The organism is Streptomyces sp. NBC_01669, assembly GCF_026339735.1.
Lineage (GTDB): Bacteria > Actinomycetota > Actinomycetes > Streptomycetales > Streptomycetaceae > Streptomyces > Streptomyces yanii.
The window spans coordinates 155311-169614 of record NZ_JAPEQG010000001.1; the positions used below are offsets into that span (position 1 = coordinate 155311).

12 protein-coding genes and 1 pseudogene are annotated in these 14304 nt (G+C 70.0%); 5 read left to right on the plus strand and 8 right to left on the minus strand.

The window, feature by feature from the left end; all coding sequences use genetic code 11:
• Positions 1–17: 17 nt before the first annotated feature.
• Positions 18–602: a transposase gene (locus OG972_RS00795; protein ID WP_266977767.1), complete on the minus strand. Its 585-nt coding sequence runs from the start codon at positions 600–602 to the stop codon at positions 18–20.
• Positions 603–946: 344 nt separating this feature from the next.
• On the opposite strand from OG972_RS00795, the gene OG972_RS00800 reads away from it, so the two are divergent.
• Positions 947–1690 (plus strand): cyclopropane-fatty-acyl-phospholipid synthase family protein, encoded by a 744-nt coding sequence (locus tag OG972_RS00800; RefSeq protein WP_266977768.1) that lies wholly within the window; start codon positions 947–949, stop codon positions 1688–1690.
• Positions 1691–1806: 116 nt separating this feature from the next.
• On the opposite strand, the gene OG972_RS00805 is transcribed toward OG972_RS00800, so the two are convergent.
• Complete coding sequence (locus OG972_RS00805) at positions 1807–2835, minus strand: serine hydrolase (protein ID WP_266977769.1); 1029 nt, start codon at positions 2833–2835, stop codon at positions 1807–1809.
• 458 nt (positions 2836–3293) lie between these two features.
• Here OG972_RS00805 and OG972_RS00810 point away from each other — a divergent pair, with 458 nt between their 5' ends.
• Both OG972_RS00810 and OG972_RS00815 read left to right on the plus strand, forming a co-directional pair.
• Entirely contained in the window at positions 3294–4178 is an 885-nt protein-coding gene (locus tag OG972_RS00810) for an LLM class F420-dependent oxidoreductase (RefSeq protein WP_266977770.1), read from the plus strand.
• A 970-nt stretch (positions 4179–5148) separates the two neighbouring features.
• On the plus strand, positions 5149–6297 hold the full coding sequence (locus OG972_RS00815; RefSeq protein ID WP_266977771.1) for a DUF3103 family protein: 1149 nt from the start codon (positions 5149–5151) through the stop codon (positions 6295–6297).
• A 150-nt stretch (positions 6298–6447) separates the two neighbouring features.
• On the opposite strand, the gene OG972_RS00820 is transcribed toward OG972_RS00815, so the two are convergent.
• Positions 6448–7644 carry an RNA-guided endonuclease TnpB family protein gene (locus tag OG972_RS00820; protein ID WP_266977772.1) on the minus strand — a complete coding sequence of 399 codons (1197 nt, stop codon included), beginning with the start codon at positions 7642–7644 and terminating at the stop codon, positions 6448–6450.
• Between the two features lie 981 nt (positions 7645–8625).
• Entirely contained in the window at positions 8626–9117 is a 492-nt protein-coding gene (locus OG972_RS00825; protein WP_266977773.1) for a lamin tail domain-containing protein, read from the minus strand.
• A 719-nt stretch (positions 9118–9836) separates the two neighbouring features.
• Between OG972_RS00825 and OG972_RS00830 the strand changes: the two genes are divergently transcribed.
• A complete protein-coding gene (locus OG972_RS00830) occupies positions 9837–10025 on the plus strand; it encodes a hypothetical protein (RefSeq protein ID WP_266977774.1) in 189 nt (62 codons plus the stop codon).
• Between the two features lie 687 nt (positions 10026–10712).
• Entirely contained in the window at positions 10713–11732 is a 1020-nt protein-coding gene (locus tag OG972_RS00835; RefSeq protein WP_266977775.1) for an alcohol dehydrogenase, read from the plus strand.
• 254 nt (positions 11733–11986) lie between these two features.
• Here OG972_RS00835 and OG972_RS00840 read toward each other — a convergent pair whose 3' ends face one another.
• The 4 genes and pseudogenes from OG972_RS00840 to OG972_RS00855 all read right to left on the minus strand — a co-directional run bounded on the left by OG972_RS00840 (position 11987) and on the right by OG972_RS00855 (position 14304).
• The gene (locus OG972_RS00840; RefSeq protein WP_266977776.1) at positions 11987–12442 is read right to left on the minus strand and encodes a hypothetical protein; all 456 of its coding nucleotides are present in this window, start codon (positions 12440–12442) and stop codon (positions 11987–11989) included.
• A complete protein-coding gene (locus OG972_RS00845) occupies positions 12439–12873 on the minus strand; it encodes a MarR family winged helix-turn-helix transcriptional regulator (RefSeq protein WP_266977777.1) in 435 nt (144 codons plus the stop codon). The genes OG972_RS00840 and OG972_RS00845 overlap by 4 nt, the downstream gene beginning before the upstream one ends.
• A gap of 166 nt (positions 12874–13039) precedes the next feature.
• A pseudogene (locus tag OG972_RS00850) lies at positions 13040–13444 on the minus strand (BTAD domain-containing putative transcriptional regulator); the annotation flags it as partial.
• Positions 13445–13542: 98 nt separating this feature from the next.
• Positions 13543–14304 (minus strand): MerR family transcriptional regulator, encoded by a 762-nt coding sequence (locus OG972_RS00855; protein WP_266977778.1) that lies wholly within the window; start codon positions 14302–14304, stop codon positions 13543–13545.

Consider the following 14304-nt stretch of genomic DNA (forward strand, 5'->3'; position numbering starts at 1 on the left):
TCTACCAGTCAGGGAGGTCAAGCCCTTTGTGGTACGGGTCCGTTGACGAGAACCCACGCCGAGCGTGCGCGGTTGCGCACGGTGACCCCGGCGACGTGATCGGCGGGGCCGGCGAGCCCGCACCGACGACAGGAGAAGGCGTCCCGGGTGGGACGGTTGTGTCTCGCTGTGTGTCCGCAACGCGGGCACATCTGCGAGGTGTAGCGGGCGTCCACCGCGATCACCGGCACTCCGGCCCGCCGGGCCTTGTACCGGAGATGTTCTTCGAGCTGGTGGAACGGCCAGGAGGAGAGCGTGGCCCGCCGGTCGCGGGAAGGCCGTACCCGGTCACGGATGCCGCTCAGTTCTTCGAGGGCGATCCCGCGTCCGGTGCGTTGCGCAACGGCCACGATCTCCTTGCTGATCCTGTGATTGATGTGCGCGGCGTGCCGGGACTCGCGCTTGACCCGCCGCTTGGCGCGCCGGGTGGCGGAGCGGGTCCGCTTCGCCTGGAGTTCGGCGCGCTTGCGGGCGTGCCGGCGCCGGTAACGGCCAAGACGGCGGCCCTGTGTCCATGTTCTGTGTCTGCCCAGCAGTTGTGAACCCCTTTGAGCGCTGGACATCTTCCCGAGGAGTGGGGATCGTCGATCGGTGCCAGGTCCGTCTTCCTCTCGCGAAGCCACCTCTTTGATCGCGATCGGCCCGGCCGGCGTGGGCTCGTGCTTGTCCTGCTTCCTTCTCCCCCGCATGCCGACGCTTGCCCTCATCCACCGGATCCGCGAGGAGGCCGGCCACCGTGCCTGCGTACTGTGGCCGCGGTCGGGGACGGGGTCCCGGGCGGGACACGGGTCCGGGCCGGTACGGGGCATCAGCATCAAGACCTGCGGATCGGCGGTTGCCGCGAAGGGCTCCGGCCCGCGGCCGAAATCGAGGTGCGCGTGACCTCCGGCGTTGACAAACTGCGCCGGTGAACCGTGAACAGATCTCCAGGATCGCCCATGCCGATCACCCGATAAAGTCTCCGCTCGACGACGACTCGGTGCGCCGGCTGCTGGAACGGGGGCTCCCGCGCGGCGACGAGCGTGTACTCGACCTCGGTTGCGGCGGCGGAGAGTGGCTCCTGCGCGCCCTGGCCACGCGCCCGCGCCTGCACGCCGAGGGCGTGGACATCTCCGAGGACGCCCTGGCACAGGCCCGCCGGGCCGCGAGCGACCTCGGCGTCCAAGAGCGCCTGACCCTCCATCACCAGGAGGCCGGGGACTTCGTCTCCTCGCACTCGTTCGACCTGGTGCTCAGCGTCGGGGCCACGCATGCCTTCGGCGGTCTGCTCCCCACCCTCGCGGCGGCACGCAAGCACCTGGCTCCCGGCGGCCGCGTCCTTGTCGGTGAGGGGTTCTGGGACCGTGCCCCTTCCCAGGAGGCCATCGAGATGCTCGGGGACTTCACCGACCTGGCGACCACCGTGGACCGCGTCGTCGCCGACGGGTGGGCTCCTGTCGGCGGGCACGTCAGCACACGCCGTGAGCTGGACGACTACGAATGGGCCTGCTGGGGGTCGCTGGCCTCATGGGCCCTGGACCACCCTGCCGATCCGGACAGCTCGCACGTGCTCACGACAGCCACCACCCGTCGCTCCGAATGGCTGCGCGTCTACCGGGACACCTGGGGCTTCGTCTGTCTGGTCCTGCGCCGGGCGTCCGACCGCCCGTGAACCAGCCCTGGTGCTTCAGGGCCCGTCCCGGCAGATCACACCGCTGCGACACGGCGGCCGGCCCCGCCGTCTATGGGACACTCCCACCGGATGCGGTGCCCTGCGGCGGTGCGGGGTCAGGCCGTCCCGTCCAGGGCCTGGACGGCCGCCTTGGCCGCCTTCTCCACCAGTTGGACGCCGTCCGCCATGCTGACGCTGCCCCGCGACAGCACGGCCACCAGGCGGTCGTGTCCGTCCACCCGGACGAGACCGATGCTGTTGACGTCCCAGCGGCCCGTCGCGGTCCGCTGCAGCCAGCCGTTCTTCAGGCCGGTGACGGGGCCGGCCGCCGAAACGCCCCAGTCCTGGCCTGCCGCTATGCCGCCCATGAGGCCGCGCAGATAGGCGCGGGACGCCTGGTCCAGTGGGGAGTCGGTGCCGAAGACTGCGCTCAGCAGGGCGAGCTGATCGGTCGCGGTGGTCTGGGTGAGTCCCCAGTGCCCGCCGCCGCCGCCGGTCGTGCCGGTCAGGCCGAGCCTGCGGTTGGCGGCGTCCAGGCCCGGCGCCTGGCCGATGACGCGCCACAGCGCGTCGGCGGACGCGTTGTCACTGATCCGGATCATCGACGCGGCGGACGTCTTCTCCTGCGCCGTGAGCCCGCGGTGCTGGTCCTGGGCCTTGAGCAGCAGGGCCGCCAGGATGTCGACCTTCACGATGCTCGCCGTGTCGTACGTCGTCCCCGCCTGCACGCCGTACCGTGCCGCGCGGCCGTCGGCCGGATCGAGCACCGCCACCGAGAGCGAGGCGGGGGTGGCCGCCACGACCGGCGCGAGCCGCCGGGCCAGCGCCTGGTCAGGAGCCACACCGGGAGCCACACCGGTCCCGGCGGTCCGCAGGGCCGCCACGGACACCGACGGCGAGTGCGCCACCGTGGCGGACGCGGACGGCAGCGCGAGGCTCGCGGCCGCCCGGGCGATGCCGGGCGCCGGCTCCGCCATCGGGCCCGACCGCGGGACGGCCCTGGCCCCGTCGGCCCTGGCCGCGTCGGCGAAGCCGCCCGTCGCCGCCCAGCCGGTCATGACGAGCGCGAGCGCGGCCAGGGCGTAGCGCGAAGAGTGGTGCCGGGCGAACGTGGCGACCAGCGGAGCGAACGAATGGCGAGACATGGCGCGAGGATAAAAAGACCATCCGTGAAATAGCTATGTCCCACGTAACAGCTACGTGACACAGTTCGTGATTCCGCACACACTCGCCCATAAAAGGACTCTGAGGAAGTAGCGCCCAATGAGGTCATCAGTGGACTTTTCGTGCGGGTCCAGCCGCTCACAGCGACCATGACGAGGCTCCTCTCCCACGACGGACGGGAATGACGGGAACGGCCGAGGAAGAAGCCCTTCCGCTGCTGCGGCGACTCGGTCGAGAGCGCGCGTTCGGTCGGCACGGACCGTCTCGTCCGGGCAGGACCGGATGCGCTCCTGGCCGAAGGTTCGCCGAGCGGCATGCGGCGCTGCGCACCCAGCAGGCCGGCGAGGGCGCGCCGCTCACCGGCGGAATACGAAGACGGGTCTGCCGTCGCTGGTACAACCGACGTCGAACCTCAGTCACCCGGCGGCAGGACGGACCCATGGGTTTCAGCGACAGCGGCGCGCACCAGGCCAGGGCAATCGGCCGGTACGGTCTGTGGACCACGGCTCTGCACGCCCCGGACTCGTCCCGCGATACGGAAGTCGCCGAGGCCGCCGCGGAATTGGAGGAACTCGGCTACGGCGCCCTGTGGCTCGGCGGCAGCGGCGTCGAGCACGCGGCCCCGCTGATCGAGGCGACCTCGGCCATCACCGTCGCCACTGGCATCCTCAGCATCTGGCAATACGAGGCGCAGGACACGGCCGCCCGCTGGTCCGCCCTGGAGGCCGCCCACCCCGGCCGGTTCCTGCTCGGCCTCGGAGTCAGCCACGCCGGGCTCGCCGAGCAGTACAAGCGCCCGTACGCGGCGATGAACGACTATCTGAGCGCACTGGACACGGCCGGAGTCCCGGCCGGCCGCCGGGTGCTGGCCGCCCTCGGCCCGAAGATGCTCGAGCTCGCCCGCGACCGCGCTGCGGGCGCCCACCCGTACCTGGTCACCCCGGAACACACCGCCCAGGCACGCGAGAAGCTCGGCAAGGGCCCGCTGCTCGCGCCGGAGTTCACCGTGGTCCTGGAGGCCGATCCGGACCGCGCACGGGCGACCGCCCGCCGGACGCTGGCGTTCTACCTGCTCCTGCCCAACTACACCAACAACTGGCTGCGCCTGGGGTTCACCGAGGACGACTTCGCAGGCGGCGGCAGCGACCACTTGATCGACACGCTCTTCGGCTGGGGTGACGAGCAACGGGTGCGCGAGCGGATCGATGCTTTCCTCGATGCGGGCGCCGACCACGTCGCCGTGCAGACGCTGGCCCCGGACAGCGATCAAGCCGCCCTGCCCCGGGAGCACTGGCGGCGGCTGGCTGCCGCGCTGGACCTTTGAAAGGTGCCGCAGGGGCCCGGCGGGCATTTCCAGGACCAGGCCGTGCCTTTCCCGGGAACGCTGCGGACCGTGAGCTGCGCGTCGATGCTGTGCGGGATGCCGCGGCGGGCGCTCTTCCGGGTGACCCCACGCGCGCGCGAATGAGGCGCCGCTACGTGTCGAAGTCGTAGCCGCGATCGGCGAACAGCCGCCGGGCCGGTGGCGTGGCCGGCCGCGCAAGCCCCGAAGCCATTGCAGCGACACTCAGGGCGACTGCGTCGAGGTGGCAGCCCGCCCTGCCCCACCATGATCCTCGTACAGGGGATCCGAGATCCCCCGACGGCCCCGTCGGGATCTCACCCGCGCGCCGGGCGAAGCTCGTCACATTCACGGCGTCGCGCAGCCGAGTAACTGACGAGCCATCATCATCCTTTGCGATCACGGCTGTTCACGGATCGATTACATCCTCTTGCACAGCACACCCGACATGCACATGCTAGTCATCGCGAGTTCTACTCGCAGAGATCCGCCGACGGCAACACGGTTTCATCCTGAACGCGCACCGTTCCTGGGCAGTGAGCAGGAGTGAGTCCTGGCTCACCGGCACGCCCCGAACGGTCTTGGGCGCACTGGTCCTCCGCTTTCGCGTCCCGGTCGGCGACGCATATCCCGTATGCGCTCCGTCCCGGGCGGGCGGAATCCCTACGACCTGGCCATATGGGTGTGGCCAGAGGCGACGGGGAGGCCCCGAACCATCTCGCTGGTGATACGGGGGCCCCGACTGCTGACGCCACACCCGGCGTCCCAGATCGCAATGAGTACGTTACGCACGCCCCGCCGGGCATGCCCGCAGCTCGTCGCGCCGTTCACTCCATCGTGCCCATGTTCGCCAAAACGATGTGTGTGCCCAGCAGTTGTGAACCCCCCTTCGCCGACGCCCCGCCACCACACGGGGCGCCGCACGCTCACAGGAGGAACCTTGAACAGACGTATGACGCGACGCAACGCCCTGGCGCTCACCCTGTGCGCCACGACGGTCGTCGCGCTGGCGGGCGCCGCCGCACCCGCAGCAGGCGCAGCGGCACGACCGCAGACCCCGGCGGCCGCTTCGTCGTCGACGGTGACCCGCATCGAGGACCGGACGGCAAAGGCAGTGGCCGCGTCGCTGGCGAGCGTTCAGTGGCGGGAGGAACTGCGTTCTGCGGTACTGAAGTCGAACGAGGTCGATCTACGCGCGGTGACCGCGGGCGCGGCAAGCGCGGCGGGCAAGGGGCTGGCGGGCGCGGTGGCCGGCGCCGACCGGCGGATCGTGACAGCGAAGGGGCTGGACAGCAGTGTGGGTTCACTGCTGCGGCTGCGGCTGGGCACGCAGGCGATGAAGAAGGAACTGACTGCGGGAACAAGCCCGTTGGTGGCGGTGACGACGCGGGATGACGACGCGGCGACGGTGACGGCGTACGACAGCCGGGGCCGGGCGCACACCTTGGACGCGACGAAGGCGCCGCAGCAGGCGGTGTATGTGATCGACCTGGACGTGTCCAAGGCGGTGGCGGCGGGCCTGGACCTGCTGAACAAGGAGCTGGCGAAGGACGGCCTGACCCGGCCGGCGGCCGACCGGGGGACGGCGGCGAGCGCAACGGCGGCGACCGGCGGTTTCTGGACGACCAAGGTTGACGCGGTGTACCTCAACGACGACGAGGAGCCGTGGACTTCGGGTGACGCGGAGATCTTCTCGCTGGTCAGCGGCTTCGGGCTGGACGGCAAGGTACGGGTGGACTCGGTCGACATGCCCTACCTGGACACGGACCGTCACACGTACTACCCGAACCAGATCCTGGTGAACTGGTCGAACTACAAGTACAACTTGGCCGACGTGGTGATGATGGAGGACGACGGCGACACGAACTACGCCGCGCTCACCAAGGCCATCGCCAACGCACTGCTGACGATCACCGACCAGGGCGCGTACGTGCCCCTGGTGAACGCGGTCCTGGACGCCATCCCCACGTCCTGGTACACCAACGACCTCGACTACGTGGACTCCTGGTACACACTCGCGGTCAACTCCACCGGCACCCTGCACGGAGCTCGCGGCAACGGCTGGATGCAGGTCTCCAAGTACTGGGTCCAGCAGTTCTGACGCCCCTTTCAAACCTGCGGCGCCTCCTCGCCGCCTCCAGGGCCCGGACTCTCCACCGTTCGGGCCCTGGCCCGGCTCAGGACCCACGACGCGGCGGGCGGGACGGGGCACCACTTTGTTGACGCTCTCCCTCCTGAAGGAGGGAGATTCTTACGGCTCGCGCCGTGAGACTTCCTGTTTCATCGCCGACTGCCCGCCCGGAGTTCTCCGTTGAGGTCTTACACCGGCTCCACAGGCCGACACCGCCCGTCCGGCGGCCAGCAGGTTGCGTGCGGCGTTCACGTCCCGGTCGTGGGTCGTGCCGCAGGCGCACGTCCAGGTGCGGACGTGCAGCGGCATCTTGTCCTGCAAGGTGCCGCAGACGGAGCACAGCTTGGAGGAGGGGAAGAAGCGGTCGACCGCGATCACTTCCCGCCCGTGCCACTGGGCTTTGTACTCCAGCAGGCTGCGGAACTCGGCCCATGCCGCGTCGCTGATGGCGCGGGCCACGCTCCGGTTCCTGACCATGTTTCGCACGGTCAGGTCCTCGATCACGATCGTTTGGTTTTCACGAACGAGCCGAGTGGTCAGCTTGTGCAGGCCGTCACGGCGCCGGTCGGCAATCCGGGCGTGGATCTTCGCGACCTTCAGCCGGGCCTTCCTGCGGTTGGCGCCGTCACCCCTGGCCTTGCGCGCAAGGGTGCGTTGGGCCTTCGCGAGCCGGGCACGGTCCGTGCGCTCATGCCTCGGGTTAGCGATCTTCTCACCGGTGGAGAGCGTCAGGAGGTGGTTCAGACCGACATCAACACCGACCGCCGCATCCGTGGCGGGGAGCGGCTTGACGGTGGGGTCGTCGCACAGCATGGAGACGAACCAGCGACCGGCGCTGTCCTGGGAGACCGTCACAGTGGACGGCTTCGCCCCCTTTGGGAGCGGGCGCGACCACACGATGGCCAGCGGCTCGGCCATCTTCGCCAGAGTCAGCCTGCCGTCCCGGAAGCGGAAACCGCTGGTGGTGTACTCGGCGGACTTGCGGGACTTCTTGCGGGACTTGAAGCGCGGGTACTTGGCCCGCTTGCTGAAGAAGTTGGTGAACGCGCTCTGCAAGTGCCGCAGCGTCTGCTGCAACGGCACCGACGACACGTCGTTGAGGAAGGCCAGTTCCTCAGTTTTCTTCCACGCCGTCAGCAGCGCCGAAGTCTGGTTGTAGTTGACCCGCTGCTGCCGCGTCCATGCCTCCGTGCGGGCCGCAAGCGCCAGGTTGTAGACCTTCCGCACGCATCCGAACGTGCGCGACAGCTCAGCTGCCTGCGCATCCGTCGGATAGAAGCGGTACTTGAACGCCCGCTTCACGTGGTTCGTGGTCACGCTCACAAATTAATGCGACCGCATGTAAAGATCAAACCTGCGGGTCAGAGCACTGTGATCCGCCCTGGCGGCGAATCGCAGCCCTTGCCCTGCTCCGCAGGAGTCCGTTTCCTCTCCGCCCTGAAGGGCGGAGTATCCACGGAGGAATCAGATGAAACGCTGCCCCGTCCGACCGGAATTGCTCCCGTTGCGGTGTTCGTCACCCCACCGCAGGCCCGAGACCGTTCGACGCAGTGGCTGAGGAGCTGTCCGGCGGCTTGCGCATCCCGCCGCCTTGCGCAGGTGCGAGGTCGGCCGGCTGGTGGACGTCCCGGTTCCCAGCCGGCCGAGCAGCCCCGGTCGCTCACGTGACCTGCGGAGGTGAGCCCGGCAGTCGGCCGCGGGGTGCCGGCCCGCAACCATCCGGCAAAGGCCCCCGCCGTCCCCCTACCGGCGCTCAGCCGCGCAGCCGTACCACCAGACCGGCATGATCGGACGGCCACAGTCCTGTCGGTGTGCGGTCCCGCAGTTTGTCCCCGATCACGTCGGCGAAGACCGCGGCAGTCGGCCAGGCTGGTGGAAGACATCATCGATGCGGTGGTCCAGCTGGGGCGGCACGTGGGTGAGTTCCGGGTCCTGGGCTGCGGTGAAACCGTGTTTCGTGGGGGAACCGTACGCCAGGCGTCCTTGTAGCCGCCGCCTGTGAGTCTCTGCCGGCCCCGGGGCGTGGACCCGTGATGTGCCGCTCGTCGCGGCAGTTGGGCCCTGGTGTGCGCGCCTTCGGCCTCTCGGGATGCGTACGCCTGGGCCCTGGGCCCTGGGCCCTCGGACCGGGGCCCAGCAGCATTTCCAGGGGTCAGGAGAAGCGGCGAGAACCCGGCGGCCGCCGACATACGAGAGCGGCGTGCCACCGCCCTGTGCGGGTGGTGGCACGCCGGCTCGGAAGGGCGGCACGCCGGGGTCAGAAGGTGCGCCCTTGGTCAGTGGCGGTGCAGGGGCCGGTCAGCGGCGGTAGCCCCAGGACTGGGTGTCCACGGTGCGGCCGTGGTCGTCGCGCAGGGTGGCCTTGTCGGCGTAGTTGCCCCAGATGTAGTCCCAGCTGTCCTGGTAGACATCCCGACGGGTGTCGTAGCCGTGCCCGGTGTGGACGCGGACCGTGGCGTAGCCGGGCAGGCGCAGGTCGTCGAAGCGGTAGCGGTTGCCGTCGCGGTCCGAGAGCGTCCATCCGTCCAGGTCGACCGCGCGGCGGCCGGTGTTGGTGACCTCCACCCACTCCCGGTTCAGGGACCGGTTCGACCAGTCGTCGCGGCCGGGGCTGTTGTACTGGATGTCGCCGAGGACAACCGTGGAGTACGACTGGTGACGGCCGTGCCCGTATCCGTGGCCGTACCCGTGGCCGCTGTCGGCGGATGCCGGCATCGCCGCCGCGGCGACGACGGAGCCGGCCGCCAGGGCGGTGGCGGCAATGCGGCGGACGGTACGAGAAGCAGACATTGATGTCCCCTCAAGCAAGTAAGGGCGCCCAGGGCCCGGTCAAGGGCCATGCTGCGCGGTGCGGGTCCCGGCCCCTCAGGCCGAGAACCCACAGCCTGGAGCACCTCCCCCGCCACCGGCAGCGACTCCGGTTTGCGTTACTTAATGCGGACATTTCCGTAACTCGCGGTTGTATTGTTCACACATCCTGCCCGGGCGTGCCCCTGACATCGACTGCCGGATCCACGCATCCGCCCCGCAACCGGGAGGGAGCCTTTTCCGGCCCCTCAGGTACCCCGACCGTATGGCCCGCAAGCCGCCCGTCCAGCAGCACGCCCATCGGTAACAGCCGCAATGCCGCACAATTCAGACACCCGTCGTGTGGCCGAACATCCGTCCGCGGAGTGCGGGGTTCGAGGCCGGCAGGCTCGCATGTTCGGGTGAGGAGCGGGTGGCGTTTCCGGGGCCCGATCCGGACCGGTCGTACGGATCGCCCATGTCTGAAACCGACGGTCCGCGATGACCTGCGGTTGACGGACGAGAGCGGCAATCGCCGCTCGCCGCGGACGCGTTTCGGACAGGTCAGACCAGTACGTGGGTGAGCTTGTCCGGGTCGAGGAAGGCGAAGATGCCGTGGATCCGGCCGTCTTGCCCATCGAGCGCCACCAGTTGCTCGCCGCCGTCGATGGTGGTCAGCAGCGCGGGGTGGCCGTTGGCGTCGACGAGCCTGGCCGCCCCCCATGGGCGACGGTTCGCCGAACTTCGGCATCCTCGCGGACACCCGCACGGCGACGAACGGGCCGAGTTGTAGGGAGCGGTGCGGGCGCGCGGCGATCCCGAGCGTGCAGAACCAGCGGGCGTTCACCGGGTTCCCGGCTCCGTCGTGGCGGATGCTGGACGGTGACGGGTTCTTCGTGCCGTTGCTTTGATCATCAAGCGATCTCAGCAATCCCGATGTTTCCACCGGAATGGTCCGTAACGGGTCATCGGAGCGCGAGTTGCGCGCCGGTGTCCTGTTGACGGTCTCCCGTTTCCTTCCCGGCCCGGGGGCTGTGGATCGCGCCACCTGCCCGCCCCGTCCCGGCCTTGCGGCGCGGGCGGGTGACGCGGGTCTTCCGGTCGGCTCCACGGGCTCGGGGATGGTCTGCGCGACGAGGGAGGGATTCTCCAGCGGCACCACATGGTGACGCCCGGGAGAAGAACCCGCTCGGCATGGGCGAGACGCTCGGCCGGTGCACGGTTCCGTGCACGGTGGGCACTGTCGGAGCCGGCGCCGGACACGGTCCGGGTTCCCCGGCCCGGGCCGGGCCGGGCGTGCAGGAAACCGGACAGTCCTTCTCGGCACGGCCGCAGCTGCAGCCGTCATGATCCGGCTCCGCGCATGATCGGCCGGTCAGGACCTGGAACGGCACGGACATTCTTTTCCGGGAGTTCTTCGTGCGCCCGGCCTGCCGGGTCTTCCAGAGGATCGGGAATATCCTGAACAGTAACCTCTTGTCCGGTTATGCCTATCGGGAATTCTGTTCCCTGGGACAGCCGTACGAGCCTTGGTTTCCACCAGCATGAGACCGGTCTCATGCCTCCCCCCGTCCCCTTGCCCTGCAACGGAGAGATCCATGAACACGATGCGTGTCGCCCAGGTCGGCGCCGCGGGCGGGAAGTTCGAAATCGTCGAGCGGGAACTGCCGCAGCCCGGCCCCGGCCACGTCCGGATCACCGTCGAGGCGTCGGGCATCTGTCACAGCGATGCGGGCTTCGTCTCCGCCGGCTTTCCCGGCGTGCAGTTCCCGCTGGTCACCGGCCACGAGGTCGCCGGGCGGATCGACGCCCTCGGCGAAGGGGTGACCGGATGGCAGGTCGGCGACCGTGTCGAGGTCGGCTGGTTCGGTGGCCACTGCGGCCACTGCCTGCCCTGCCGTGAAGGCGACTTCATCGACTGCCAGAACCTTCAGGTTCCCGGCTGGGCCTATCCCGGCGGCTTCGCCGACGCCATGGTGGCCCCCGATACCGCGCTCTCGCGCATTCCTGACGGATTGCCGGCCGTCCTGGCCGCGCCGCTCGGCTGCGCCGGCGTCACCACGTTCAACGCTCTGCGGCACAGCTCTGCCCGGCCTGGTGACCTCGTGGCGATCCTCGGCGTCGGCGGTCTGGGACACCTCGGAGTCCAGTACGCCAACCAGTTCGGCTTCGACACCGTCGCCATCGCCCGCGGCCGGGACAAGGAGCCACTGGCCCGGGAGCTCGGCGCCCGGCACTACATCGACAGCAGCGCCGCCAACGTCGCCGAGGCCCTCCAAGCGCTGGGGGGCGCCCGCGTCGTGCTCGCCACGGCAGCCAACTCCGACGCGATGTCCGCCACCGTCGACGGCCTGCGTCACCGTGGGCAGCTGATCGTCATCGGTGTTACCCCCGAGCCGCTGCAGATCAGCCCGCTGCAGCTGATCGGAAAAAGCCGCTCCGTCCACGGCCACCCGTCCGGCACCGCCCAGGACGTCCAGGACACTCTGGCATTCAGCGCGCAGACCGGGGTGAAGCCGATGGTGGAGACGGTGCCGCTGGAGGAAGTCGACGACGCCTTCCAGCGGATGCTCAGCGGCGCAGCCCGTTTCCGCATGGTGCTCACCACCGGCAACTGACCGCCGGCTGCAACCGGGTGCGTGGAGCGGACCGGCGAGCCCCGGCCCGCGCGGGACGGCAAACGTGGACCTCGGTGCCGGCGATGCGCAGGTCCACACCCTGGGCCCCGGCGTAGGCGAACAGGTCTTCCAGGATGCGGATGCGCAGGCCCGGGCAGTCGGGGAGACGAAGCGGCGGGCGGCGAGGATGGGGACAGGCCGCACGGGCCCAGCCGGCCCTCACAACCTGCCGAACCCGCGCGGCACTTGCTCTCTTACGGCCGCCGCGGGTCCTGCCGGGCGGTGTCCTGCCAAGGGAACGGTGCGAGGTCGGGCTCGACCCAGCCGTTCTTCGCCTGCGGGCCGGCCAGCGTTGCCGGGCGGTAGAAGCGGGTCAGCAGTCGCTTGTCGAGCAGCGCGGGGTGGTGGTCGGCGAACGCGGTGAAGTCGCTTTCGTCATGCTCGTCCGCGTGGTGCCCGACCAGTTCCACCCAGGCGCGGCTGACGGTCGCGTGGTATTTCTGGGGCGCACCCGCATATCGGGCGGTGCGCTGGATGCCGTCGCTGACCAGGCCGACCGCCGTGGGCACGCCGCACTGCCGCACGGCCAGCCACGTCAGGTGGACATGTTCGCGGTGGCCGAACCGCTCGGCGGTCGCCATCACTTCGGCCATCAACGCTTCGAAGGTGGGTGCGTCTTCGGCCTGTGTCCGGGGCTGGTGCAGGGTCATGAGGACACCTCCGTCAGGGCTTGCAGGGCAGTGCGCAGGGCGGCGACAGTGTCGGCGGGCAGGTTGCCGAGCGCGCGGCGCTCCAGGTCGGTGACGGCCTGCCGGATCGTCGTGGCGGCCAGGCGCCCGGAAGAGGTGAGCTCGATGAGCACTGCCCGGCGGTCGCCCGGGCGGGTGCCCCGGGTGATGTGGCCGCGTCGTTCCAGTCGGTCCAGCACGCTGGTCAGCGTCGTGGGGCGAGTGCCCACGGCCGCGCCCAGTTCGGACACGGTTCTCCCGCGGCCGTCAGCAAGGTTGGCCAGCGCATTGATCTCGGAGGCGGTCAGGTCCAGGTCGACAAGCTCTGCGGCAAGCACTTGCAAGGTGGCGTGGGTGGCCCGCTGGAGCGCCAGCAGGGCCGACCACTCACATGGTACGGGTTCGGATTTCACAATTTCGGACTATACGATTTCGTATAAACTGCTGCAAGTCGAGGCCCCGTCCACGACCGGCCGCCGATCGCTCCCCCGCGTCGTCGCTGATGCGGGAACGTGGCCGCGTCACGCACTGTGCGTCGCGGCACCGTCGCCGGTGAGGCGGGCGATGCCTGCGATGCCGGGCCTCCCCGACGCCGATGGCCGAGGCCACCTCCCTTTCGACATCGTCGTGGGCGGTGACGCCGGCGAGGGGCACGAAGTGCACCACGCGCTGTTGCGCGTCGCGGCTGATGACGTGCGCCAGCCGCGTCTTGCCCAGCCCGCCGGACCCGACGATGGAGACGACCCGAGAGGTGAGCAGCTCCGCCACCACCGCGATGGCGTCATCCCGCCCCACCAGCGGATTCGGCTCGTGCGGGACACCGTGCCGCACCACCGGTGCCTCGCTGTGCAACAGCTCCTGGTGCACGGCCCTGAGCCCGGCCCCCGGGTCGGTGCCCAGCTCATGACGCAGCTTGCGGCGATATGCGTCGTACCGCGTCAACGCCGCCGCCGGGCCCGTCGTCACCGCCTCGCAGCACAACAGCCGGCGCGCGTGGGTGCGAACGGGGCTGTCCGGCATGGCAAGGCCCGGGCACCGGCCGCCGCCGGGTGCTCATTTCCGTGGCGGCGGCCGGTGCCGGCTCAGCTCAGCCTGGTGGTGGCGTATGCCTCGATGGCGTCCCGCTGGTACTGGGCCAGGCCCGGCGCGATCGCCTCGTACGCCGCGCGCCACTGCTCGTTGTCCACGCAGGACCGCCCGATCGCGCGGTACTCCGCGGCGGAGACCGTTCGGAGCTCGGCCAGTGCCCGGTACTGGGCATCGATCTCGGCCTGCACCGGGCCGGCGTCGGCGGGCGTGCCGGCGGCCAGGTGCTCGGCCAGGTGGATCATCTGCGCTGTGCGCTTGCGGTGTCCGGCGTCGATCTCGGCCTGGCTCATCGTCGCGGTGTGCTGCTCGATACTCTCGGCCAGCTCCGGGAAATCACGCAGGCTCTCCGTGTACTGGGCGGGCTGGACGCCCTCGAACAGGTTCTCCGGTCGGTTGATGCCGGTCATGGGTCTGCCGTCCTTTCTGGACTGTTCCAGTTCGGTGATCGTGCGGCAGACGGTGCCGGCCAGGGCGTCAAGCCGGTCCCGCTCGGCAAGCAGTCTGCGGTGGTGGCCGCGCAGGGCGTCCAGTTCGTCGACCTGCGCGGCCAGGATCCGGCCGATCTCGGACAGTGCCAGTCCCAGCGCCCGCAGGACGAGGATCTGTTGCAGCCGCAACAGCTGGTGCGCCTCGTAGTAGCGGTGGCCGTTGGTGCCGATCCGGGCGGGTGGCAGCAGGCCGGTCTCGTCGTAGTGCCGCAGTGTCCGGGCCGTCACGCCCGGCATCCGGGCGACCTCCGCGACCGGCCAGGCCAT